Raw genomic sequence first — 26001 nt, 5'->3', positions numbered from 1 at the left:
CAACATATCATAATGGTTTATTTCATTCGGGATTTAGTCTATTTTTTTGAATAATACACAAGCGTTGTGACCGCCAAATCCAAATGTATTACTCATTGCTACTTTTACGTCTCGTTTTTGAGCCTTGTTTAAAGTTAAATTTAATTCAGGGTCAATGTTTTCGTCAACTGTGGAATGATTAATTGTTGGTGGCACGATACCATGCTCCATCGCTAAAATAACCGAAATGGCTTCAATAGCTCCCGCAGCACCCAATAAATGACCTGTCATTGACTTTGTTGAATTAATATTTATTTTTTTAGCGTGCTCTCCAAATATTTCCGATATAGCTTTAAGTTCAGCCACGTCTCCAAGAGGTGTCGAGGTTCCGTGTGTATTAATATGGTCTACATCTTCTGCTTTTAGCCCAGCATTCTCCAAACAATTCTTCATTACCGAAACAACTCCAATACCATCTGGATGAGGTGCTGTCATATGATAAGCATCAGACGACAATCCACCTCCAACAAATTCAGCATAAATTTTAGCTCCTCTTGCTTTAGCGTACTCATATTCTTCTAAAACCAGTGCGCCTGCACCTTCCCCAAGAACAAATCCATCTCTAGTGCCATCAAATGGTCTAGAAGCCGTTTCTGGGCTTTCATTTCTGGTTGATAAAGCATGCATGGCATTAAACCCCCCCATACCTGCAATGGTCACTGCAGCTTCGCTTCCTCCAGTAACAATAACGTCACAATGCCCTAAACGTATCATGTTTAAAGCATCAAACATAGCGTTTGCTGAAGAAGCACAAGCAGAAACCGTGGTATAGTTAGGCCCCATGAAGCCATATTTTATAGAAATATTGGCAGGAGCAATATCTGCAATCATTTTAGGAATAAAGAATGGATTGAATCTCGGGGTTCCATCACCTGCTGCAAAATTTAAAACTTCTTGCTGAAATGTTTCCAACCCTCCAATACCTGCACCCCATATAACACCCACCCTTAACTTATTTACTTCGTCTAGATTTAATTTGGCATCTGCAATGGCTTCATCGGCAGCTACCATAGCATACTGCGCAAATTTATCCATCTTTCTTGCTTCCTTTCTATCAATAAAATCAGTAACTTCAAAGTCCTTTAATTCGCAAGCAAATTTGGTTTTGAATTTTTCGGTGTCATAATATGTTATAGGCGCAGCACCACTTTTACCACTAATTAAGCCTTCCCAATATGCGTCTTTGGTATTGCCAATTGGTGTTAAAGCCCCTAATCCTGTGACTACAACTCGCTTTAATTCCATAAAAATGTAATGCTTATTTTGCTGCTTCTATATAAGAAATAGCTTGACCAACTGTTGCAATGTTTTCAGCTTGATCGTCTGGAATTTGGATATCAAATTCTTTTTCGAATTCCATGATTAATTCTACAGTGTCTAATGAGTCTGCTCCTAAATCGTTAGTGAAGCTAGCTTCCGTTACAACTTCGTTCTCATCAACTCCCAATTTGTCTACGATAATGGCTTTTACTCTTGATGCAATGTCTGACATAATCTTTTAATTTTAAGTTTTAATTAGTTGGCAAAAATAAAAAACTTTATTTTTAAATCACATCTTTAATTTAAAAATGTGATTGTAATTTACTAAATAAGTTTTAAGTATTTTTATTTTAACCTTTAATTGTTAATAATTATTCTTTTTTTTGTTTCGAATAATTTTTTTTATTTTTTTCTATAAATGACATGAGCTTATGAATTTCACTAAACATTGCGGTCATTTCAATTGGCTAATGACATCTAACACTAATTTTAAAATAAAAACCAACAGATGAAACGTGTTGTAATTTTTGCCTCTGGAAGCGGCACGAATGCTGAAAATTTAATTAAGTTTTTTCAAAACAGAAAAAATGCTTCTGTTGTGCTGGTGCTTACCAACAATCCGCAAGCTAAAGTATTAGATAGATGCAAAGCTCTTAAAGTTAGCGCCATGTCTTTTAACAACATGGCACTTAATGAAAGTGGGCATGTACTTAATCTTTTAAAAACATTAAAACCAGACCTGATTATTTTAGCGGGTTTTTTACGGAAATTCCCAGAAGCTATTTTAAATGCATTTCCTAATAAAGTAATTAATATACATCCAGCGCTGTTGCCTAAATATGGAGGCAAAGGCATGTTCGGCATGCACGTACACCAAGCTGTTGTGGCAAATAAAGAAACTGAAACAGGTATTACCATTCATTTTGTTAATGAACATTATGATGAAGGCACTACTATTTTTCAAACCCACTGTGAAGTAAAACCATTTGACTCTGCTGAAGACGTTGCTGCAAAAATCCATGAATTGGAAATGGAACATTTTCCGAAAGTGGTTGAATCGCTTCTTTTTCCCAATGAGTAAAAAAAAGAAAAAATATTATACCGTTTGGAAAGGACACCATACAGGTGTTTTTGAAACTTGGAACGATTGTAAGGCACAAATAGCAAACTTTGAGGGGGCTCAATACAAGTCGTTTGAAACCTTCGATGCTGCAAAACAAGCTTTAAAAGGCAATTACTTCGATTATATTGGAAAGAAAACAGATTTTAAAAGTGGTTTATCTCCAGAACACCTAAAAAAAATCGGACAACCTAGTTATAATTCTATTTCAGTAGATGCGGCTTCCAGCGGTAATCCCGGCATTATGGAATATCGCGGTGTCGATACCAAAACAAAAAAACAATTATTTATTCAAGGTCCTTTTCAAGAAGGCACTAATAATATAGGTGAGTTTTTAGCCATTGTACATGGTTTGGCTCTATTAAAAAAACAGGATAGCGATAAAATTATTTATACCGACTCCAAAACCGCTATTAGTTGGGTAAAAAAGAAAACCTGTAACACTAAATTAGAACGAAGTACTAAAAACGAAAAACTGTTTGAATTGGTTGATAGAGCCATCTATTGGTTAAAAACCAATAGTTACAAAACGGTTATTGTAAAATGGGAAACGAAAGCTTGGGGAGAAATTCCTGCCGATTTTGGTAGAAAATAAATTCGTTTTTTAGCTTTTAAAAAACTTATATTTGCACAAAAATTATCGCTTCTCTTTTATGAGTAAATTAGTAATAGTTGGAACAGTAGCATTTGATGCTATTGAAACACCTTTTGGAAAAACCGATAAAATTTTGGGTGGTGCCGCTACTTACATAGGTTTATCCGCTTCTCAGTTTCATGTTGATACTGCCATTGTTTCAATCGTTGGAAGTGATTTTCCTCAACAATATTTAGATATTTTATCCAATAAAAATATAGATATTTCTGGTGTTGAAATCGTTGAAAATGGTAAAACATTTTTTTGGAGTGGCAAGTACCACAATGACATGAATACTAGAGATACTTTGTCTACAGAACTTAATACGCTGGCTGATTTTAATCCTGTTGTTCCAGAAAATTATCGAGATGCAGATATTGTTATGTTAGGAAATCTACATCCTCTCGTCCAATTAAGTGTTTTAAACCAAATGGCAAAAAAACCAAAATTGGTGATTTTAGACACCATGAATTTTTGGATGGATTGTGCATTGGATGATTTACACACCGTGATAAAAAAAATAGATGTGATTACCATTAATGATGAAGAAGCTAGACAACTTACAGGAGAATACTCATTGGTTGTAGCCGCTAGAAAAATTCATAGTATGGGGCCTAAATATGTGGTTATAAAAAAGGGCGAACATGGTGCGCTTTTATTTCATAATGAAGAGGTCTTTTTTGCTCCAGCACTTCCGTTGGAAGAAGTTTTTGACCCTACTGGCGCAGGTGATACATTTGCTGGTGGTTTTGCTGGATACATAGCCAAAACTGGAGACACGTCTTTTGAAAGTATGAAGAACGCTATTATCCATGGTTCTACATTGGCATCGTTTTGTGTCGAAAAATTTGGTACAGAACGCATGGAAAATTTATCAAATCAAGAAATTCATAAAAGGTTACTGCAATTTAAACAGCTAACCCAATTTGAAATAAAATTAACATAATGTATCGCGCTCACAAAAAGAGCGCGTTTTTTAATTAATAAATTATTGTTTTCGCCAGAGCGAAAAATTTATTCAAAGGAAACAACAAATGAGTGATGCTTTAAAACACGAATGCGGAATTGCAGTTATAAGACTTTTAAAACCCCTAGAATTCTATAAAGAAAAATATGGTAGTGCTTTTTATGGGGTAAATAAAATGTACCTCATGATGGAGAAACAGCACAATCGTGGACAAGACGGTGCTGGTTTTGCAAGCATTAAGTTAAACACAAAACCAGGAGAACGTTATATTAGTAGGGTGCGTTCTGTACAGCAGCAGCCCATTCAAGATATTTTCGCTCAAATTAACGAAAGAATAAATAAAGAACTTACGGAGCATCCTGAGTATGCGGATGATGTACAACTTCAAAAAAGACATATTCCATATATAGGTGAAGTATTGTTAGGCCATGTTCGTTACGGTACTTTTGGTAAAAATAGCGTAGAAAGTGTACACCCTTTTTTAAGACAAAACAACTGGATGCACCGTAATTTAATTATGGCTGGTAACTTTAACATGACCAATGTTAAAGAGTTATTTAAAAACCTTGTTGATCTTGGGCAACACCCAAAGGAATATACCGACACCATAACCATTATGGAAAAAATCGGTCATTTTTTAGATGATGCTGTCAGTAAAATTTATAAAAACATTAAAAAAGAAGGCTATAATAAAATGGAAGCCTCTCCTTTAATTGCAGAGCGCTTAAATGTTGCTAAAATTTTGAAAAGAGCCGCCAAAAACTGGGATGGTGGTTATGCCATGGCGGGTCTTATTGGGCATGGAGATTCTTTTGTACTTAGAGATCCTGCGGGTATCCGTCCTGCATATTATTACAAGGATGATGAAGTCGTTGTAATAGCTTCGGAACGACCTGTTATTCAAACAGTTTTTAATGTAGAATATAAAGATGTAAAAGAGTTAGCTCCTGGACATGCTATCATCACAAAAAAATCTGGAGACACTAAAATCAAAAAAATATTAGAACCTTTAGAACGAAAAGCATGTTCGTTTGAACGCATTTATTTCTCTAGGGGAAGTGATGCAGAAATTTATCAAGAACGAAAAATGCTTGGTAAGTTATTAATGCCAAAAGTTTTGGACGCTATTAATAAAGACACCAAAAACACTGTTTTTTCCTATATACCAAATACAGCTGAAACCTCATTTTATGGCATGGTAGAAACTGTTGAAGACTTTCTTAATGAAAAGAAAACGGCAGCCATTTTAAAAGGAAACTATAAATTATCGGCCGAGAAAGTGACCCAAATCCTATCGGAAAGACCAAGAATAGAAAAAATTGCCATTAAAGATGCTAAGCTAAGAACCTTTATTACAGAAGATAGTAGTAGAGACGATTTGGTAGCTCACGTTTACGATATTACTTATGGTGTAATAAAACCAACGGACAATTTAGTTATTATTGATGATAGTATTGTTCGTGGAACTACTTTGAAAAAAAGTATTATCAAAATGCTAGATAGGTTGCATCCTAAAAAAATTGTAGTGGTATCCTCTGCACCACAAATACGCTATCCTGACTGTTATGGTATTGATATGGCAAATTTAGAAGGATTAGTAGCCTTTAGAGCGGCTTTAGAGCTTTTAAAAGATATTAATAAGTATAGCATTATTGAAGACATTTATAAAAAGTGCAAAAATCAAGAAGATTTAGAAGATGTAGACGTACAAAACTTTGTTAAAGAAGTTTATGCGCCTTTTACAGATGAACAAATTTCAGATAAGATAGCCGTATTATTAAGCGATGATGATGTGAAAGCCGAAGTGAAAATAATTTTTCAATCTGTTGAAAATCTACACAAAGCTTGTCCAAAACATTTGGGCGATTGGTACTTTACTGGAGACTATCCAACTAATGGAGGGAATAGGGTTGTAAACCGCGCGTTTATAAACTTTTATGAAGGCAATAAAGAACGTGCTTATTAAGTATATTATTTTTTAAATTTAACGCTTAATCCTAAAAAATTGCGCTTTACCTGAAATAAGTGCGTTTCATCTAAAAAATAATCAGGTTTTACTAAATACCTATAAATTGGTATCACCATAACATAAGTAGGTTAAGTTCATGGTAGATTTGGGGCAAAAAAAGGTGAACATCTGTTCGCCTTTTTTTATGCTTTTAAGTGTCACTTCTTTGTTTTTTTAAAATATACATTTCCTAATTTATAGCCTTGCATTTTCGTTTAAGCCAATATATAAGTCGTTTAACTAAAAAATTTCTAAATACTGTGAAGCCAATCTATCTTTGAGGCACCATAACATAAGTAGGTTAAGTTCATGGTAGATTTGGGGCAAAAAAGGTGAACGTCTGTTCACCTTTTTTATTTTAGTACAAATCAAAAAGTGCCTGAAATTTAATTCCAGGCACTTTTTTAATTTTTAAATAATTTAATTATTTATTTCGCGTCTGCGTATCGTCTTTCAACTTCATTCCAATTAATCACATTAAAAAATGCTGTGATATAATCTGGACGACGGTTTTGATAATTTAAATAGTATGCATGTTCCCAAACGTCTAATCCTAAAATTGGCGTTCCACCACAACCAACACCTGGCATTAATGGATTGTCTTGATTTGGAGAAGAACAAACTTCTACTTTGCCCCCTTTATGTACACATAACCAAGCCCAACCAGAACCAAATCGTGTTGCTGCTGCTTTGCTAAAAGCATCTTTAAAAGCATCTACAGAGCCATAAGCTGCTATAATAGCGTCTTTTAAACCTCCTGACAGAACTCCTTTTCCTTCCGGATTCATGACAGTCCAAAATAATGAGTGGTTATAAAAACCTCCTCCATTATTTCTTACTGCTGCATTATCCATGTCTAAATTTATAAGAATGTTTTCTATAGTTTTTCCTTTTAAATCGGTTCCTTCAATAGCTGCGTTTAAATTGTTTGTGTATCCTTGATGATGCTTTGTGTGATGTATTTCCATAGTACGAGCATCAATATGTGGTTCAAGTGCATCATATGCATATCCTAATTTCGGTAATTCGAAAGCCATAATTTTCTGTTTTAAGTGTATAAATATTTATTTTCCCTCAAATTTACGGATAATAGACGTCAATTAAAAATAATTAATAGTTATCAAATCATCGATAGTTTTTATATTGTATCAAAATTCCTTTTTATGCCAGAATTAAATTATTTTAATATTTACAACGCATCTGCTGGTAGTGGAAAAACTTTTACGCTTGTTAAAGAATATTTAAAAATCCTCTTTGCCTCAAATAATCCAAACTACTTTAAGAACATTTTGGCTATAACGTTTACAAATAAGGCAGTAGCAGAAATGAAAGAACGTATTATTGAAACACTTATACAATTTTCAGATGACGCTATTTTAACCAAGCCAAATAGTATGTTCCATAGTATTTGTGATGAACTTACCATCCAACCTATTGAGCTTCATAAAAAATCCGAAAAATTACTTAATACTATCATTCATAATTATGCTGCTTTTGATATTTCAACTATTGATGGTTTTACCCATAAATTAATACGAACGTTTGCCTACGATTTGAATCTGCCTATAAATTTTGAGGTAGAACTCGACCAGGATTCTTTGTTGAACGAAGCTGTCGACAGGTTAATTTCTAAAGCAGGAACCGATAAAGCTCTAACAAAAATATTAGTAGACTTCGCTATTGAAAAAGCTGATGATGACAAAAGTTGGGATGTGTCTTACGATTTTAATAAAATTTCCAGAATACTTGTAAATGAAAATGACATCCCTTTTATTGAAACTTTAAAGCATAAAACGTTAGACGATTTTAAGGCATTAAAAACCCATTTACTAGATGACATAAAAACCTGTGAAACAACACTTGTTGAAAATGCAAAACGTGTTTTAACTTTAATAGAAGAAACAGGCTTAGAACATAACGATTTTTCTGGAGGCTATTTACCCAAACACTTTGTGAATTTATTCAATAAAAATATTGAAGTAAATTTTCAAGCTGCTTGGCAGCAAGACCTTGAGAGCAAAACACTTTACCCAAAACGCGTTACAAGTAATGTTGGAAGTATTATTGAACAAATTCAGCCACAAATTGTTGAGGCTTTTTACAAAACCAAAAAAGCTGTTTTTCACCTTAAATTCCTGAAAAACTTTTATAAAAACATTACTCCTTTATCTGTTTTAAATGCTATAAATAATGAATTAACTATTCTGAAAGCAGACCAAAACAAAATGCTTATTTCAGAATTCAATAGTCTTATAAGCAATGAAATAAAAAACCAACCAACGCCTTTTATTTATGAACGTATTGGGGAAAAGTTCAAACATTATTTTATTGATGAGTTTCAAGACACCTCGCAATTGCAGTGGGAGAATTTAATTCCGCTTATAAATAATTCCCTAGCCACCGAGAACGGTACAGTCATGTTAGTTGGCGATGCGAAACAGGCCATTTACCGTTGGCGTGGCGGAAAAGCAGAACAGTTTATAGATTTATTCAATAAAAAATCAAACCCATTTGTAATTGAACAAAACGTTAAAAGCCTAAAGGCGAATTATAGAAGTTATAAAAACATTGTAGATTTCAACAACAGTTTCTTTACATACCTAGCTAATTTGGCATTTACTAAACAGGAATACCAAAGTCTTTATAAAAACGCATATCAAAACACCTTTTTAGAAGAAACAGGTTATGTGGAATTATCCTTTTTAGATCTTGATAAAGATGAGGATAGAGACGACGTTTTTTCAGAAAATGTTTTAAAAATAATTCAAAAATGCCAAGAAAACGATTTTAACCTTGAAGACATTTGTGTGTTGGTTAGAAAGAAAAAAGAAGGCGTTGCCATTGCCAATTATTTAAGTCAGCATCATATACCCATTATCTCTTCTGAAACCTTATTAATCTATAATGCTCCAGAAGTTGCTTTTGTAAATAATATATTATCGCTTTTAATTCAGCCAAAAAACAGTGACATTCAAATGGCTGTTTTAAATTATTTAGCTTCGTTATTTAATATTGAAAACAAACACGAATTTTTTAGTAATCATTTAAATTTAAACCTATCACAATTATTTAAAAGCTTTGAAACTTTCCATATTTACATAAATAACAATACATTATTACAACTTCCACTTTTTGATTTAGCAGAAACCATTATTCGAAGTTTTAACCTAGTTAAATCCAGTAACGCTTATGTACAATTTTATTTAGATATTGTTTTAGAATTTTCAGAAAAAAAAGGCTCAGATATCGCTGGCTTTTTAGCCTATTTTGAAAAGAAAAAAGAAACCTTAAGTATTGTGTCACCTAAAGGACAACATGCGGTTCAAATAATGACCATTCACAAATCCAAAGGCTTAGAGTTTCCTGTGGTTATTTTTCCTTATGCCGATTTAGATATTTATAGAGAATTAGATCCTAAAGAATGGGTAGCCATTAATAAAGAAACTTACAAGGGTTTTACACATACCTTACTCAATTTCAATAAAGATTTTGAGAATTTTGGGGAAGAGGGTCTGGAGATTTTTAATAATCACAAATCCCAACAAGAACTTGATAATATTAATTTGCTCTACGTAACCCTAACGCGAGCCATAGAGCAGTTATATATTATTTCCTCAGAAAACAGGTCTGCAAAAGGCGAAATAAACAGTAAAAAATATTCTGGTTTATTTATAAATTATCTACAAAATATGGATATTTGGAATGAGGGTCAATCTGTTTACTGTTTTGGAAATTCAAAAAAAATGAGATCAGTCAATACGATTTCAAAAGAAAATATGCTCCAACAATCGTTTATTTCCACTTCAAAGGAAACCCATAATATAAAAGTGGTAACAACGTCTGGTTATTTATGGGACACAAACCAAGAAGAGGCGATAGAAAAAGGAAATCTTATTCATAATATTATGTCTAATATTAAAACAGCAGATGATGTAGATTTTGTTATAAACAATTTTATAAGTGCATCGCTAATTAACGATGAACAGGCATTCACTTTAAAGCAGAAAGTTACTGAAATTGTTAATCATCCATTGCTTAAAATATATTTTAGTAATGAATACATTATATATAATGAACGTGATATGATTAGCAAACAAGGCATCATTTTAAGACCAGATAGAGTTGTCATAAATTCTAAAAATGAAGCGATAATTATTGACTATAAATCAGGCATGGAAGACAAAAAACACATTCAGCAACTTAAATCTTACCAAGATATGCTTGAAGAAATGAGCATTAAAGTTACAAAAAAAATACTTGTTTATATAAATGCCATTATTTCTGTAAGAATAGTTTAACCTCACAAAGCTTTATTTGTAAGTTAAATAAGCTGTTTTTTTTGTTGTTGATAATCTAAATTCATCTTCTATTCGGCATAAATGTTATCAAATCCCCGATTTTTTTATATATTTGTCTTTGTTAATAAAATTTAACAACTTACTTTTGTTTCAATTAACACTTAAAAATTAAACTATTTGAATATGAAAAATCTTAGCCGATTATTATTAGTTGTGGTTTTAGTATTTGCTTTTAGCAATGCTAATGCACAAGACAAAAACAACCCATGGCAAATTACTATTGGGGCAAATGCAGTTGATGCTTATCCTTCTGGAGATGGCAATCTTTTTAGGGGCGGTTTCGCTAGCGACTCTTTTGGTGATGAATATTTTAATGTTGAGGATCACTGGAATATACTTCCATCATTATCTACAATTACTGTTTCTAAATACTTAGGAGATGGTTTCTCTTTAGGTGTTGGTGGGTCTATCAATAAAATTTCAAAATGGGGCGATATTAGTACAAACCCAGATGTAACAAATGATGTTTCTGATTTATCTTATTATGCTGTAGATGGTACCATTAAATACAGTATCGGTGAATTATTAGACTGGAAAACCGTTGAGCCTTACTTAGGCGTTGGTGGAGGTTACACTTGGGTTGACGAAATTGGTGCTGGTACTTTAAATGGTACTTTTGGTTTAAACTTTTGGTTTTCCGATAACATTGGTTTAACAGTTCAATCTTCTTACAAACATGCATTCGAAGATTATTTGGATACTCATTTCCAACATACAGCTGGTATTTCTATCAAATTTGGTGGAACTGATACTGATGGTGATGGTATTTTTGACAAAGATGATGCTTGTCCAGATGTTGCTGGTTTAGCCGCATTTAACGGTTGTCCTGATACTGATGGTGATGGTATAGAAGATAGCAAAGATTCTTGTCCAAACGAAGCTGGTTTAGCTGAGTTTAATGGATGTCCTGATACTGATGGTGACGGTGTTCCAGATAAAGATGATAAATGCCCTACTGTTGCTGGTTTAAAAGCTTTAGCTGGTTGTCCAGATGCTGATGGTGATGGTGTTGCTGATGGTGATGACAAATGTCCTAACACTGCTGGCCCTGCTGCAAACGGAGGTTGTCCTTGGCCTGATACTGACGGTGATGGTGTATTAGATAAAGATGATAAATGTCCAGACGTTAAAGGTACTGTTGCTAACAATGGTTGTCCTGAAGTTTCAGAAGAAGTTCAAAAAACATTGAATGCTTATGCTAAAACAATCTTGTTTGACACTGGTAAATCAACTATTAAATCACAATCTGAAGCTGTATTAGCTGATATCATTAAAATCCTTAATGAATACCCAACTGCTAAATTTACTGTAGAAGGTCATACTGATAGTGTTGGTTCTGATAAATTAAACCAATCATTATCTGAGGCAAGAGCTTTATCGGTTAAAGAATACTTAACAGCTAATGGTGTTGATGGATTTAGACTTTCTGCTAAAGGTTATGGTGAATCTAAACCAATCGATACTAATAATACTAGTAAAGGTAGAGCTAACAACAGACGTGTTGAAATTAACTTAGCTAAATAATTAAGCTAGTTTAAGAACAATAAATAAGTTTAACAAAAACGCTTCGGATATCCGAAGCGTTTTTTATTTTTATAAAATGACAACTTTCATTTTTGATGTATTAAAAGATTTAAAAAACCAAGGTGTAAATCTTTCAGACCTAAACTTTATTTTACCTAGTAAACGAGCTGGTTTATTTTTAAAACATGAACTTTATAAGGTAACCGATCAAACCATTTTTGCTCCTAAAATTATTAGCATTGAAGAATTTACAGAAGAATTATCTCAACTAAAAACAATTTCAAACACAGAGCTTCTTTTTGAATTTTATAATGTTTATGATAAGTTAACAAATAACAATGAAAAAGATTCCTTTGAAGTGTTTTCAAAATGGGCCCAAATTTTACTTCAAGATTTTAATGAAATAGATCGTTATTTAATTCCTCAAAAAAAAATATTTAATTATTTAAGTGCCATTCAAGATTTAAAACATTGGTCTTTAGAAGAAAACAAAACTGATTTTGTTAAAAAATATTTGTCTTTTTGGAACAAACTTCATAGTTATTATTTACACTTTACAGAACATCTTTTAATTAAAAAAAATGGTTACCAAGGGCTTATTTATAGAGAAGCTGTTGAAAATTTAGAAGCGTATATTCAAAATAATGCTAAAAAGCAACATGTTTTTTTAGGCTTTAACGCCCTAAATACTGCAGAAGAAACCATAATACAAGAGCTCCTAAAAAATAATTTAGCAAAAATCTATTGGGATATAGACGCCGTTTTCATAAATAACCCTATGCATGATGCCGCCTTGTTTACCAGAGATTATAAATTTAAATGGCATTACTTTAAAAACAATCCCTTTAACTGGATTACGAATAACTATTCCCAAGAAAAAAAAGTATCTGTTTATGGCATTCCAAAAAATATTGGACAGGCAAAATATATAGGTTTTATATTAGATACTTTAAAAAAAGAAAAGAAAAGCTTAGATAGCACAGCAGTAATTTTAGGCAATGAAAATTTACTCATTCCCGTTCTAAATTCTTTACCCGAAAATATTGATGCTTTAAATATTACTATGGGGTTTCCTTTAAAATCCATTCCACTAGCATCATTGTTTGAACAATTATTTAATATTCATAAAAATTCATCAAAATCATTCTACTATAAAGATGTTGTGAATGTCATTTCACATCCATTTATAAGACCTTTATTTTATTTTAATGATGTTGATTATGCTTCGGAAATGATTGACACCATTCATGAAAATAATTTAATTTATCTTTCAATAGAGCGTTTAAAAGGCTTTTCAAACATACATACACATAATGATCTTATAGATGTTCTGTTTTCCAACTGGAATACTGTGGATTCAACATTAAAAAATTGCTCTCAATTAATTTTAGCCATTAAAAGCTATTTAGATAAAAACAAATCATCAAACTTACTTTCTTTAGAATATTTGTTTCGTTTTAATCTGTTGTTTAATGAATTATCTCATTTAAACTCAAAATACAGCCATATTAAAACCATTCAAACACTTCATGACATTTATAAAGAATTGCTAAACTCTGAAACCTTAGATTTTCAAGGAGAACCTTTGCAGGGCTTGCAAATTATGGGTATGCTAGAATCTCGTGCTTTAGATTTTGAAACGGTTATTATTTCATCTGTAAATGAAGGTATTCTTCCTTCGGGGAAAAGCAACAATTCTTTTATTCCCTTTGATGTTAAAATAGAGAATCATCTACCTACTTACAAAGAAAAAGATGCTGTTTATACTTACCACTTTTATAGGCTTTTACAACGTGCTAAAAATATATACATTTTATACAACACGGAAGCCGATATATTAACTGGTGGTGAAAAAAGTAGATTCATCACTCAACTGGAATTGGAGGGTATCCATAAAATAAACCATCAAATTATTACACCTTATGTGCCAATCATAGAAAACATTTTGAATACGGTTTCTAAAAATGACGATGTTATTGAGAGACTAATTAAGGTATGCGAAAAAGGATTTTCACCGTCATCATTAACCAATTATATCAGAAATCCTATCGATTTTTATTATCAGAAAATATTAGGTGTGAAAGAGTATGAAGATGCTGAAGAAACTGTTGCAGCCAACACTTTGGGCACGGTTGTACATAATACATTAGAAGATTTTTATAAGCCTTTAATTGGCTCCTATTTGACTGTTGAAGTGATAGCCAATTTAAAACAACACATTCAAGACACCGTAACAACTCACTTTAAAAAAGTTTATAAAGAAGGAGATATCACCAAAGGTAAAAATTTGATAATTTTTGAAATTGCCAAGCGTTATGTGTTTAATTTTTTAGATTTAGAAATTGAGGATTTAAAAGCAGGAAATCAAATAAAAATAATGGCTATTGAAGCTAATAATACCGTTTTAATTAATATTCCAGAACTAGATTTTCCTGTGAAATTAATAGGGAAAGTCGACAGGGTTGATGAGTATAATGGTCTTACTAGAATTATTGATTACAAAACAGGAAATGTTCAACAAAACCAAGTTGAAGTTATTGACTGGGAAAACCTAACTACAGATTATGATACATACAGCAAAAGTTTTCAAGTGTTGTGTTATGCTTATATGATGTATGTATCAGGCGATATAAAACTTCCGGCAGAAGCTGGTATTATCTCTTTTAAAAATTTAAGTGCAGGCTTTTTAAAGTTTGCTAAAAAAGACAAAACTGGATATGGAGCCAAAAAAGATTTTTTAATTACCCAAGACACTTTAGATAATTTTCAAATGGAGCTTAAAAAACTTATTATTGAAATTTGTAATCCTAATATTGCTTTTACAGAAAAGGAGGTTTAATGCTAGTTTAATTAATCTTTTAGGTTCATAAAAAACTTGAGCAAGAAAATAAGGTTCTATATTCTTTGGAGGGGCCATTGTAAACACAAAAAGCCCTTCTCATAAAATAATAGGAGAAGGGCTTTTTCTTATTTTCTATCTAGGAGTATCTTATTTTCCTTCTAATACAACAACAGAAAAAGGAGGAACTGTTACCATAAGTTTACCTTTATTTACAGCAAAGCCTTTATAGCTTACTGGTTGTATTTTTGTTGGGTTATCAAATGAGTTATAATCTTGTAATGTTTTTGAAGTCAGCACTTTCGCTGTTAAATTTTTCACTCCAAGCTCATTTATATCTATTTCAACTTTATTTTCTTTTTTAGAATCTACATTTACCATAGACACATGCACCAACCCTTTACTATCTTTTGATGCAGAAACAGATAATGCAGGAAGTGATTTATTATTATAAATATATAAAGGAGAAACAAACTTAATAGGAATTAATTTAGCGTCTTGATGCACTTTATACATTTCCATAACATGATACGTCGGTGTTAAAATCATTTTAGCTTTATTGGTTAGTATAACAGCTTGTAATACATTTACACATTGCGCTAAATTCGCCATACGAACTCTATCTGCATGATTATTAAAAATGTTAAGAGTTGCACCAGCTAAAACAGCATCTCTCATGGTATTTTGCTGATACAAAAACCCTGGATTTGAGTCTTTTTCAACATTATACCAACCACCCCATTCATCAACAACTAAATCAATCTTCTTATTTGGGTCATATTTATCCATAATGGCAGCATGTTTGGTAACTAACTCTTCCATTTTTAAGGCTTCGCTCATGGTGCCAAAATACTGGTCTTCTGTAAAATCTACAGCGTCTCCCTTATTATCCCAGTCAATAACTGAATAATGATGTAAGGCTAGACCTCCCAACATTTTTGCAGGAACATTTTTCATCAATGTTTCTGTCCAATGATAATCATCGTCACTTGCTCCAGAAGCTATACGGACAACGCCTCCTGTATTATCCCAATCAGAAATAAAAGTTGCATATTTTCTATATTCATTAGCATAGTATTCAGCCGTCATGTTACCTCCACAACCCCATGCTTCGTTACCCATACCCCAGTATTTAACTTTCCAAGGTTCTTTTCTGCCGTTTTTTACGCGCAAATCACTCATAGGGCTGGTTCCACCAAAATTAGTATACTGAACCCAATCAGCAAGTTCTTGAACAGAACCACTTCCTACATTTCCAGATAGATATGGCTCAGCTCCAAGTAATTCGCACATATTTAAAAAATCGTGTGTTCCAAAACTATTGTCTTCAGTGACCCCACCCCACCAAGTATTCACTATGGTAGGTCTATTTTCCAATGGGCCAATACCATCTTTCCAATGATAAGTATCTGCAAAGCACCCCCCTGGCCAACGTAAATTTGGTATGTTTAAATTCTTTAATGCTTCAATAATATCGTTGCGAACCCCATTCGTATTTGGTATTTCAGAATCATCTCCAACAAAAAAACCATCATAAATACATCTTCCTAAATGCTCAGCAAAATGACCATAAATATGTTTGTTAATTACCGGTGCATCCTCATCGCCTTTAATTGTTATAACGGTACTATTCGCTTGTGAATAAACACTTAACGTTGAGACAAAAAAGATTGCCAAAAATCTTGAAATGAGTGATTTAAATTTTAACATAACCATTTGTTTATTACTATTATTAATGCCACTTTTTAAGTGTTGAATTTACATTTATAAATAAATTAAAAAAAAACAACATAACCAAAGTTTATTGTTGTTTTTAAATAAACCCTCAATGAGTTTGACTCATTGGGGGTTATCATTAATGTGGAGAAGATGGGATTCGAACCCACGACCTCTTGGCTGCCAGCCAAGCGCTCTAGCCAACTGAGCTACATCCCCAATTATCTTATTTACAGCATTTAAGAGACTTAAAGACCATTTAATGGCATTTAAACTATATTGCATTTACCTGCAAATCGATGCAAATATATACATTTAAGCACAAAAACCCACCACTAAATTCCACCACCAATAATTATTAATATTGTCTAGACTCAAAAACCTATAAGAAATAATGACCTATCCAGTAATGCTCCTCTAATATTGTTTTGTCGAACCAATTTAATGATGAATTGACGAGGTTTGCAAACTTTTACGACACACAAAACAAGAGAATTTGAACTTTGTAATATATAGGAAAATAAAAACTTAATTTATTTCGTGGGTGGCGGTCCTGCAAACTCAGTATTATCAATCTTATCTTGTTCTTCTTTCATCAAGTGCCAATATGAAAATTGTCGGATGTTATCTAATGCGGAGTTATCGGAATATTCACCCCAACTTGCCTCAGTCTCATCAGATGTACTAACCTTTTTTAATTCAGGTATGAATTCTTTGATTCTATCAAAAATCAATTTACTATCTAGTTTTACTGTGTTAACTAAAAATTTAAAATCTTCCTCTTTAAATGTTCCATTGATGGTTCTATTCCATATGCTGGGAAAAACTAATATAAATGTTAGAATATTATCTTTTGTGTTTAGATATTTTAACATATATTTTTCAAATTCATCAAACTCCAATGCTGCCCAGACTTTCATAATCATTCTTGAAATACTTCTATTATTAAAAAATGGATGGTCATTGGATATTTTTACCTTTTTGATTAGTATAGTCTCAATTTCATTCAAAAATTGTACTTCTTCATTATTATATGAAAACACACTTAAATACCAGCATAGTTGACTATAATCTAGTAATTCTGCAATATAAATAATTAAATTTTTATTATCATCTGGTTTTAAAACCAGTTTCTTTGCTATACTTTGAATAATTTCTATTGAATGTGGATTTACGTCTGATGTTTCTGTAAAATGGTTAACATTGTTGATTAAAAATGCTAGTAATTTATCGTGGAGTTCATCAGAAACTACCTCAATTTCTGATGTGATACGATATACAATCTTTCTTTCATTAGCATTTTTAATCATTTCGTTCAATACATTTAAAGCTTCTTCATTTTTTTCTGAAATTATATTTGCTCTAAAATTTGAAAAAGAAAGTTCTGAAATTTTTCCTTGAGTATGGAAAGAAAAATATTTTTCAAAATGATTTACATGATTTATTCTTAATTCAGCATCTAAAATATTGTTCGGCTTCATTTTTGGACCTTGAAATGCTGACACCGTTCCTGTTTTTACCATGGGAAACAAAAAATCTACTATAGCGTATGCCTTTTTATGGTTATTTAATAATTTTTTTCTAAATCCACTTTCACCTTTCTCATCAGAAAAGGCATCGTTAAAATTAATGTTATCTATAAAAAATAGATTATTATTAAAGTTCCCTGCAAATTGTTTAATTGCTTTATAAGTTTTTGGATATTTAATCTTTATAAATTCAATCCAAAATAAATCATGTATGTTAACCTCATCACCAATAGCATAAAAAGAAATAGCAAAAGAATTCACAATACGTATAATTTCTCTTGGGGATTTAAAATAACTACCTCTTATACTATCTAATAACTCTTCTAAATCTGTTTTTTTAACATTTTTGAATGCTAATATTGGTTTTATTTTTTCTTTAGTAAACAAGTCTAAATCTGCTTCTTCTATAAGTGGAAGCTCCAATGGGATATTAATTATTTTTTCTAAGAACTCTTTTCCTGATTCTTTATTACTTCCATATCTCTTATGGATTGCCTTTGCTACATGGTCTGGGTCTAAGCAAATGATAAAGATTAAGTTTTTAAAATCCGCATTGATTTTAATTAGTTTAAATAATGTAAAAATTTCATCCTTATCTAGTCTATCTACATCATCAATGAATATGATAATTTTTTTACTTGATTCGTTTAATGATTTATCTATATCCTCTTTTAGTTCGTTTAAACCCTTATCTTCTCCTTCCAAATCCTCTCCAAGCTTTTGAAGAATTTCATATGGTTCAACGGTAATTCCTGCATTAAACATTTTTGGAACACCCACCGAAGCGGATAACTTTACAGCTTTTAAGTACCTACTATATTTTTTAATAAACTTACCTGCTTTTTTCAGATTTTCACTTCCACTATAGTTTAATTTTCTACTTAATGTTTCAAAGAAATCAAAAAGCATTTCTTCCTTTGTTTGGTATATCCAAGGATTATAATGAAACTTTATATATGGTTTGTCCCCTTTATCTTTATGAAAAATTTCTATATGCCTTTCAATAAGATTTAAAAGAGAGCTTTTTCCTGACCCCCATTTACCATATATTCCAATCGTAAGTGGTTCAGAATTGCTAGAATATCCTTGTATAATCTTTTGAATTTTCTTAGCAAAAGGATGATATCCCAGTAAGTCTCCTTCAATAGTCTTTATGGCAATTTCATTAGTAATTAAGTTCTTGTTTTCTATTGATTTCAATACAATTAGAATAAGTTTTAAATTAAAACTAGTCAATAACATTATTCTTTATAATAAAATTGACATCAGTAATTACCTTGTTAAATCCATCTCTCATAAATTTATTATATAAGTCTTTAGAATATAAATCTTTATATAAATCATCGTAAGGTTTTATAATTGTAGCTTTTGAGTCTAAATCTTTATCCTTCTGTAAATCAATAAAGAAACTCATTACGTCTTTATCATCATCAATTATTTCTTTAAAAATACTTACAATAATTCCCATTATAAACGGATAATAAGGTTTTGGTTTTTTAACCATTGGCAAAGACACTTCCCATTCAAAATTATTTATTTTTTTTGGTGGGATTAAGCTATCTCCTTCCAATAAATTAAATTGAATATTTTTTACTTCATCAATGATTTGGAAATCGGGAAAGTGAGTTTTTAATTCCGAAAGTAAAATTTGCAAAATTGCACAAAACTCTTCTCCATTCGAGCATGATTTATAATTATTTTCAAATTGAATGTTCCAAGTTACACCATATGCATTAAATTGAATATTTCTTTCTTTACCTATATCATTTAATGGAAAATCTACTAATTTGGACCTAGCCAATCTAATGACTTCATCTTTTGTTTTTAAATTTTCGGACAAGCCATCAATAAACATATCCATATATTCTTCCTTTACCCAGCCCAATTCTTTTATTTGGTGATTTACAAGAACACCGAGTTCTGGACCTATATAAGGAATGGAATATAAAACAAAGGCATAATCCAATAAAACCTCTCTTAAATCAGCGTTAACATTAATATCCCATTCAGGGTTTAACTCACCAGTAAATACAATGAACTTCTCATAATCCATTAAAAAATTAAACCATGTTCCATTTTGAAAATCTATTTTACAAATAAAAGAAACTGATTTCGTAACCCTTTTGAAAAGTTCCTCATCTTGAATAGAATAAAAAAAGGCAGCAAGGGCGTAATATTTAGCAGCATAATTAAACCCAATTCCCATATAAACTTGGCAAATATTTAAAAGCACCAAGACAAAACTATCTTTAGTCTCATTTTTAAATAACAAAGCCTTTGCCCTATGAAAATAATCAAAGGACCTCAGCATATCTTTAGAGTTTTTCGAATATTTTAAATAATCTATTCCTCTGGTTCTAAATTGCACAGCTAAAGAAAAATTAGCTTCTCTTTTAGAAACTATCGAAGCTAAATCTGTACTTATATCTTCCAATTCATTTATAACTTCAGGGTATTCTTCTGATAGTCCTAGTTTAAAAAATGCACGTAAAAATTCATTAATCCTTATCAATAAGTTTGAGTAGTTATATTGACCAGCTTCACCACTTACAGCAACAATTTGTTTTAAAATACTAATAGCTTTTGTATAACCTTTGATTTTATTTTCATCATCCCAATTCTTTAGATTAAATTCAATCATCGACAAAGATTCTAAATAACTACAATTAGTATTTACTTTAGCAGTTTTTAGTTTTAAGAGTATGACATTTTCCATATCATTCAACCATTTATCAAATGTAGCTTTATCTATATTAATCGATTCAAAGACATGATTTGCACTTCTTATGATAGAATAAATATTTACTGATTCTTCTATTGTTAATGGGTCGTTTACCGATTTTGGAACAATTTGAAAGTACCTATTTGTTAAGCTTACTATGTCAGTAGTATCTGGGTCATGAAATTTAAAGCTCTTTGTTGGACGCAACTTCAAAAATATCAACTCATATATAATATCCTTCTCGCAAAACTCTGGTAAATCAGCAAGATTTAAATATGTAACCAGTATTTCAGACCATATTTCTCTATGACCATCAAGCTCTTGGTGCTGTCGATAAAATCTTGATATTGCAATTATTTCATACAACTCTCCTAACCTAAATTCTTTTACTCCCTCAAAACCTCTCCATTTTCCCAGTTGTTCTCCATACCATTTTTCAGAATCCCCAAGTAAGGAAAGTACTTTATGCTCTAGTAACTGAGCATTTAACAGTCTGTCTTCAGGGCTTTCTTTTGTAGCACATTGGCTAATATGAAAATGTAAAGAATGTATAACTGAATCAATATCACTAGTCTTTATTGGAAAAGGTAGTTGATTTATTAAACTTTCTATTTCCTTTAAACTTTTAACCATCGCTTCTTCCGGTCCAACTCCCTGAAACTTCCAATTGATAGATTTCACAAATTCGTTCCAAAAATCAGTATTGGATTTTAACTCTTCAAACTTGACTTTAGCTGCCGCTAATTCAGGTCTAGAATCATCTTGAGATTCAACAAACTCGGTAACAATCTCTTTACATATTTTAACACATTTTGAAAGTAAAGGCTCCATTAATTCATCTTGATTATCGTGCCAGTCTTTTAATAATTTTGCATCATTATTACCATGTTTCCGTGCGATATTAGAATTAGCTTCAAAAACAAATATAATTTCATCAAGCAAATAATCTCCTAAACAAAACAAGGTAAAAAAATGAGATATAGTTTTGCGAATTTCAACACTAGCAAATGAAAAATTACTAGAATAAAGCTTAATCTGTCTAAAAGTCGATTTAAGTTTAGTTAAATCCCTATGAAATATGTCTTCCTCAAAATCATAGTAAATTATTTCATCACTTTTATGAATAGAATTTAAAAGCCAAGACTCTAATGTCTTGAGCTTTTGATATTCGTAACCTCTTTCAGTAGCAAAAGCATCAGTATCTTTATTAAAAAGGCTTAATTGTGTTATTGATGCCATTTTTCTATTTTAAAATAAGTTTCGCTCAACTTCTCATCAAATCTTTTTTTAAGGCTATCTTTCAATGCCGTTTTTATATAATCAATTTCAGAAAACCTTTTACAATATGAATCCCAATTGTAGTATTTTAACCAATCAACTTTAAACATTGAAGGTTCAAAATTCTCTGGGTTCAGCAAAAACTTAAACTGGTCTTCTTCTATTTCATTTGTATTAATGCCTTGGTCATCAATTATTCCTTTGTTAACCAAGTCAAAAAATTGTTTAACCCTAAATCGAACATAATCAGTATCTATAGTCGTTTCATCAAGCTTAACTTTTAAATTTCCGTTAATTATATTCTTATATTGATTTTTAATTTTTTTTGTTAGCAAAATCTTTTCACTAATAGTTATATAAAACATCTGCCCATCATTCACTTTGCCTAATTTAGCTTCTAGATTTTTTTTAAACGCTTTTTTATTATCACTATCTAAAGCATGATATAAAATTGGAAAATCCAAAGTATTTCTATTTAAATCAAAACTTTTTAAATCTATATCTTCATGCTTAAACTTTTTATTTTTTTCTTTTAAACATTCTACAATCGATAAATAAGTGCTATCTATCTTTTTATTTTTATCAAATATTTTTAAAGTTTTTAATAAATCATCATCATCTAGTAGCTTACCTTTCTTCTCATATATTCTATTTAGACACTCTAAATTTTCATCACTAAACTTCATAAAGTTTATGTAATGATTTATATTAGAATAAATTGTTTTTAACTGTGGCTTAGAAAAATCGAAATAAGCTATAACCAGACATATCGAGCTAAACTTTTCCATTAAATGTCGATTAAAAATTTCGTTCTGGGCAACAGCAGATATAAAAGATTTATTAATCACTGGGTCATTACCAAAATGCCTTGGGATTTTATAGCTAGATTTTAAAAAATTATTAATATATGTGAATATTTTCCCAAGACTTTCTTTTCCAATTTTTATATCATGAATTTCGTTTTTTTCTAAAATTCGAATAAGTTCCTTATTATCTGAGTTATCAATAATAAGGTTAAACATAAAGGTATCGAATTCTATTATATGAGATAAACCAAAGAAACTATGCTTCTTAATCCCCGCAAAATTTTTCAAATAGTACCCTAATATGAATGTATTGATGGATTTTTTCAATGTATCTTCTATTGGAGAAAATCCATTACCTATTAAAAAATTAGTGTCCAAAAATGCTTTCAACTTTCTAACTGCTTCATAAAGGTTATTAAAAACATTACTACTATGACTGCCACCGTTCTTTATACTTTCTACTGTCCTTGGAACTTTAACAAAAATTTCATCTATCTCATTACAAAGCCTTTGAATATATACTCCATCTCTAACTTCTTTTAAAAAATCAAATACATCTTTATCTACAAAATATTTTACTTTATCTAGTTCTTCATCTAAATTTATACTATCAATTTCAGTTTTTATTTCTTGAACATCATTCCAACTTATTCTATCATTCATGAACTCATTACTAACTGCCCATTTTAACCTTTTCAAATTATATTTTGCTAAAAAGCTCACTTCAAGTTTATTTAACCGATTAGCTTTTACTATAATATCTTTCAAAGCTAAAAAGCAATTGTAATAATCTCTTATCCTATAAAGGCTATAGGTATATATTAAGTCATTCCACAATTCAGTATTATCATTAATATGGTATTTAAATATTTTATTTACTGCTCCAGCATAATCATAATTATTTAACGTACAATCAATACAATCGCAAGTGTCATTATACTTAATTTTAGGTATTAATTCTAATTCTTCCTTAGCCCTATAACTACCCCACGAATCTGGGTTTTCAATTTTTCCCAATGAATAAATCCCTGACATTACAATTCTCCCCAAACAATAGTTTAATTTATCCTTTTCTTCACTTGTGAAGTTTTTATCTTCTTGGCCTTCATAATTCGATATAAGTTCATATAAACTTTGGTTAAAACATTTCAAAGTTGTTCCTCGAACTAAATATGCTGGTTCTTCTTTTGCATCTTTTGAAAGTGGATATAAGCTAGCCAAGGTTATTTGAGGAAGCACCCTTGTATAATGAAATCTAGAAAGAGAATTATATAATTCATTAATTATTTTGCTTTTATCAGAATTATCATCTAGTAAGTTTCTATATTCATATAATTTAAAATTCTTAATATATTTTAATTGAGAATATACTTTTTTGCCTATATCTGATAAATTTACATTTTCAATCTCTGAAATTTCCGTTTCATCAGAATCCTTGAATAAAATATTGATGCCTAGGCTTTCAAAATATTTCACTTCCGAATCACTAACTTCTACCTTAGTTGTCAACAAATATGCCCTTTGGTAATGCTTTTTTAACAAGTATTGAATTTCTCTAATAAGCAACTTTAAATTTGGGTCTGAAACGCTATATCCTAAAAACAAAATCGTTTTATTGCTAAATAACGACTTAACAAAGACTTCTTTTAATGTATGATTTTGTGAAAATTCTAAATAATCATTTTCTTTAAGTACAATATTGTGATTCTCAAAATCACCATGGTACTTTATAAGTAGTTTTTTATGTTTTGCATATGGTAAATCTTCATCTTTTGAAACAATTGAAAAAGGCAAGCCTCTATCGCTAATAACTCCTTCAAAGTGCCTATCATAGTTAGTAGTTATAATATGCTGAGGGTTCAATTCTGTTATAGTTTCATGTAATGAATTATAACTTGAGTTATTTCTAAACAGCAATTCTTTAATAATCTCATTATACTCTTTCTCTCCTTTTTCATTGTAGAGCATTTGTGCAATTTTTAAAGCATCCGTTTCTCTGGTTGGGTCATTTAATCTACTTTTAATACCAGATTCAAGCTCTGTCCATAATGGTATTCCAGAATCTTTAGAAATACCAGCACCAGCAAATATGACCAAACGGTCATTATTAATTGCTTCTTTTAATGAAGCAATATTGTTGTTAAATTTGTTTTTCACCATAAGATAAGGAATACAAAACATGAGCCATACAAGTTTAATGACTAAATGTCACTAAATGAAGCTTATAGTAAGTAAATTTAGAAAAATAATGAAAACCATATTAAAAACATATGGTTAAAGAAGTAACTAATTAAATATCTAGAAAATCATTTGCTTTTACTCCAATTGCATCAGCAAGTTTTTTAAGAGTTAGTAATGTTGGATTCTGCCTTCCATTTTCGATACTAGACAAATACGGTTTATCCATGTCTAATTCAGTACAAACTTCTTCTTGAGTTAATTTTTTTGCTTTTCTGAGTTTAGAAATATTCTTACCTATCTTTTTAAGGTATATTTTATCCTTTTCGTCCATTTAAAGGACAATATCTCCATAAAAATCAATCTATAAGTTACGATATATCCCAACTATTGTTATATTTGAACCACAAAATTAAATCCTCATGGAGAACACAACCAAACCAAAAGAAAACGAAAACTACTGGGGCTATATCATTTTCGCAGCTCTAATCTTAATCTATATTCCATTTGCAGATTCAATCTGGGGTAATTCAGTTAATAGTACAGCTAGAACAAATAACAGACCAGACAGGCAAATCCAGACCGAAAATCAGGACCAATCCAACAACAATGCCAATGGAAATAACAACGCTACAACTACAATAAATTACTGTTCATTGCCCAGCAACGAACTTATAAAACAACTGACCAAAGAACGCAGCTATACACTAAATGGGAACGGTTCCGTACGATTTACAGACCGTTTCGACCATGCACGGAACCAATGGGCTGAAAGCCAAATCATCATCACTGGTAACGGCAAACGTTTGGAAGGCGACTGGAAACTGTTAGCCAATAACCATATAAGCATAACTAACCTAATGGCAACCAGTGGCAATGTGGATGCTTCGCGCAACAGCAGGACCAGAGGATTGTTGGTCATAGATTGCAATGGCAACATAAAAGGCATGCTCATGGACCCGAACGGAAACAGACGGGATATTTCAATACAAAAATCACGTTGAACACAATAACCCACATCTA

The 26001-nt window shown here is 31.1% G+C and carries 16 protein-coding genes and 1 tRNA gene; 8 read left to right on the top strand and 9 right to left on the bottom strand.

What is annotated here, in order from left to right:
- Window positions 1–33 precede the first annotated feature (33 nt).
- The gene (fabF, locus tag DKT72_RS11390; RefSeq protein WP_111308871.1) at window positions 34–1284 is read right to left on the bottom strand and encodes a beta-ketoacyl-ACP synthase II; all 1251 of its coding nucleotides are present in this window, start codon (window positions 1282–1284) and stop codon (window positions 34–36) included.
- A gap of 13 nt (window positions 1285–1297) precedes the next feature.
- Window positions 1298–1531, bottom strand: a complete 234-nt coding sequence (locus DKT72_RS11385; RefSeq protein WP_007647141.1) for an acyl carrier protein — start codon at window positions 1529–1531, stop codon at window positions 1298–1300.
- Window positions 1532–1807: 276 nt separating this feature from the next.
- Between DKT72_RS11385 and purN the strand changes: the two genes are divergently transcribed.
- The 4 genes from purN (at window position 1808) to DKT72_RS11365 (ending at window position 5986) form a co-directional block, all read left to right on the top strand.
- Window positions 1808–2380: a phosphoribosylglycinamide formyltransferase gene (purN, locus tag DKT72_RS11380; RefSeq protein WP_111308870.1), complete on the top strand. Its 573-nt coding sequence runs from the start codon at window positions 1808–1810 to the stop codon at window positions 2378–2380.
- Window positions 2373–3014 carry a ribonuclease H1 domain-containing protein gene (locus DKT72_RS11375; RefSeq protein ID WP_111308869.1) on the top strand — a complete coding sequence of 214 codons (642 nt, stop codon included), beginning with the start codon at window positions 2373–2375 and terminating at the stop codon, window positions 3012–3014. Before purN ends, DKT72_RS11375 begins: the two co-directional genes overlap by 8 nt.
- A 58-nt stretch (window positions 3015–3072) precedes the next feature.
- Window positions 3073–3999: a PfkB family carbohydrate kinase gene (locus DKT72_RS11370; RefSeq protein WP_111308868.1), complete on the top strand. Its 927-nt coding sequence runs from the start codon at window positions 3073–3075 to the stop codon at window positions 3997–3999.
- An 88-nt stretch (window positions 4000–4087) separates the two neighbouring features.
- On the top strand, window positions 4088–5986 hold the full coding sequence (locus DKT72_RS11365) for an amidophosphoribosyltransferase (RefSeq protein WP_111308867.1): 1899 nt from the start codon (window positions 4088–4090) through the stop codon (window positions 5984–5986).
- A gap of 470 nt (window positions 5987–6456) precedes the next feature.
- On the opposite strand, the gene DKT72_RS11360 is transcribed toward DKT72_RS11365, so the two are convergent.
- Window positions 6457–7065 (bottom strand): superoxide dismutase, encoded by a 609-nt coding sequence (locus DKT72_RS11360; RefSeq protein WP_111308866.1) that lies wholly within the window; start codon window positions 7063–7065, stop codon window positions 6457–6459.
- 126 nt (window positions 7066–7191) lie between these two features.
- Here DKT72_RS11360 and DKT72_RS11355 point away from each other — a divergent pair, with 126 nt between their 5' ends.
- From DKT72_RS11355 to DKT72_RS11345, 3 genes are all read left to right on the top strand, one after another.
- Entirely contained in the window at window positions 7192–10326 is a 3135-nt protein-coding gene (locus tag DKT72_RS11355) for a UvrD-helicase domain-containing protein (RefSeq protein ID WP_111308865.1), read from the top strand.
- A 183-nt stretch (window positions 10327–10509) separates the two neighbouring features.
- Window positions 10510–11910 carry an OmpA family protein gene (locus DKT72_RS11350; RefSeq protein ID WP_111308864.1) on the top strand — a complete coding sequence of 467 codons (1401 nt, stop codon included), beginning with the start codon at window positions 10510–10512 and terminating at the stop codon, window positions 11908–11910.
- A 76-nt stretch (window positions 11911–11986) separates the two neighbouring features.
- Window positions 11987–14749: a PD-(D/E)XK nuclease family protein gene (locus tag DKT72_RS11345; protein ID WP_111308863.1), complete on the top strand. Its 2763-nt coding sequence runs from the start codon at window positions 11987–11989 to the stop codon at window positions 14747–14749.
- Between the two features lie 150 nt (window positions 14750–14899).
- On the opposite strand, the gene DKT72_RS11340 is transcribed toward DKT72_RS11345, so the two are convergent.
- The 6 genes from DKT72_RS11340 to DKT72_RS11315 form a co-directional block, all read right to left on the bottom strand.
- Window positions 14900–16459, bottom strand: a complete 1560-nt coding sequence (locus tag DKT72_RS11340) for an alpha-N-arabinofuranosidase (RefSeq protein WP_111308996.1) — start codon at window positions 16457–16459, stop codon at window positions 14900–14902.
- A gap of 151 nt (window positions 16460–16610) precedes the next feature.
- Window positions 16611–16684, bottom strand: a tRNA-Ala gene (locus DKT72_RS11335).
- A 314-nt stretch (window positions 16685–16998) separates the two neighbouring features.
- Window positions 16999–19194: a KAP family P-loop NTPase fold protein gene (locus DKT72_RS11330; RefSeq protein ID WP_162623305.1), complete on the bottom strand. Its 2196-nt coding sequence runs from the start codon at window positions 19192–19194 to the stop codon at window positions 16999–17001.
- A gap of 28 nt (window positions 19195–19222) precedes the next feature.
- Window positions 19223–21955, bottom strand: coding sequence for a hypothetical protein (locus DKT72_RS11325; protein WP_111308861.1), 2733 nt, complete (start codon window positions 21953–21955; stop codon window positions 19223–19225).
- The gene (locus tag DKT72_RS11320) at window positions 21943–24981 is read right to left on the bottom strand and encodes an SIR2 family protein (protein ID WP_111308860.1); all 3039 of its coding nucleotides are present in this window, start codon (window positions 24979–24981) and stop codon (window positions 21943–21945) included. The genes DKT72_RS11325 and DKT72_RS11320 overlap by 13 nt, the downstream gene beginning before the upstream one ends.
- 109 nt (window positions 24982–25090) lie before the next feature.
- Entirely contained in the window at window positions 25091–25312 is a 222-nt protein-coding gene (locus DKT72_RS11315; RefSeq protein ID WP_111308859.1) for a helix-turn-helix domain-containing protein, read from the bottom strand.
- A gap of 88 nt (window positions 25313–25400) precedes the next feature.
- Here DKT72_RS11315 and DKT72_RS11310 point away from each other — a divergent pair, with 88 nt between their 5' ends.
- Window positions 25401–25982: a hypothetical protein gene (locus DKT72_RS11310; protein ID WP_111308858.1), complete on the top strand. Its 582-nt coding sequence runs from the start codon at window positions 25401–25403 to the stop codon at window positions 25980–25982.
- Window positions 25983–26001: the final 19 nt, after the last annotated feature.

This window comes from Confluentibacter sediminis, assembly GCF_003258355.1.
Lineage (GTDB): Bacteria > Bacteroidota > Bacteroidia > Flavobacteriales > Flavobacteriaceae > Confluentibacter > Confluentibacter sediminis.
This window is presented reverse-complemented; position numbering and strand designations above follow the sequence as displayed.

Excerpts from the sequence above, each read along its gene's own strand:
- fabF (WP_111308871.1), bottom strand. The coding sequence starts at position 1,284 with ATGGAATTAAAGCGAGTTGTAGTCACAGGATTAGGGGCTTTAACACCA.
- DKT72_RS11385 (WP_007647141.1), bottom strand. The coding sequence starts at position 1,531 with ATGTCAGACATTGCATCAAGAGTAAAAGCCATTATCGTAGACAAATTG.
- purN (WP_111308870.1), top strand. The coding sequence starts at position 1,808 with ATGAAACGTGTTGTAATTTTTGCCTCTGGAAGCGGCACGAATGCTGAA.
- DKT72_RS11375 (WP_111308869.1), top strand. The coding sequence starts at position 2,373 with ATGAGTAAAAAAAAGAAAAAATATTATACCGTTTGGAAAGGACACCAT.
- DKT72_RS11370 (WP_111308868.1), top strand. The coding sequence starts at position 3,073 with ATGAGTAAATTAGTAATAGTTGGAACAGTAGCATTTGATGCTATTGAA.
- DKT72_RS11365 (WP_111308867.1), top strand. The coding sequence starts at position 4,088 with ATGAGTGATGCTTTAAAACACGAATGCGGAATTGCAGTTATAAGACTT.
- DKT72_RS11360 (WP_111308866.1), bottom strand. The coding sequence starts at position 7,065 with ATGGCTTTCGAATTACCGAAATTAGGATATGCATATGATGCACTTGAA.
- DKT72_RS11355 (WP_111308865.1), top strand. The coding sequence starts at position 7,192 with ATGCCAGAATTAAATTATTTTAATATTTACAACGCATCTGCTGGTAGT.
- DKT72_RS11350 (WP_111308864.1), top strand. The coding sequence starts at position 10,510 with ATGAAAAATCTTAGCCGATTATTATTAGTTGTGGTTTTAGTATTTGCT.
- DKT72_RS11345 (WP_111308863.1), top strand. The coding sequence starts at position 11,987 with ATGACAACTTTCATTTTTGATGTATTAAAAGATTTAAAAAACCAAGGT.
- DKT72_RS11340 (WP_111308996.1), bottom strand. The coding sequence starts at position 16,459 with ATGTTAAAATTTAAATCACTCATTTCAAGATTTTTGGCAATCTTTTTT.
- DKT72_RS11325 (WP_111308861.1), bottom strand. The coding sequence starts at position 21,955 with ATGGCATCAATAACACAATTAAGCCTTTTTAATAAAGATACTGATGCT.
- DKT72_RS11320 (WP_111308860.1), bottom strand. The coding sequence starts at position 24,981 with ATGTTTTGTATTCCTTATCTTATGGTGAAAAACAAATTTAACAACAAT.
- DKT72_RS11315 (WP_111308859.1), bottom strand. The coding sequence starts at position 25,312 with ATGGACGAAAAGGATAAAATATACCTTAAAAAGATAGGTAAGAATATT.
- DKT72_RS11310 (WP_111308858.1), top strand. The coding sequence starts at position 25,401 with ATGGAGAACACAACCAAACCAAAAGAAAACGAAAACTACTGGGGCTAT.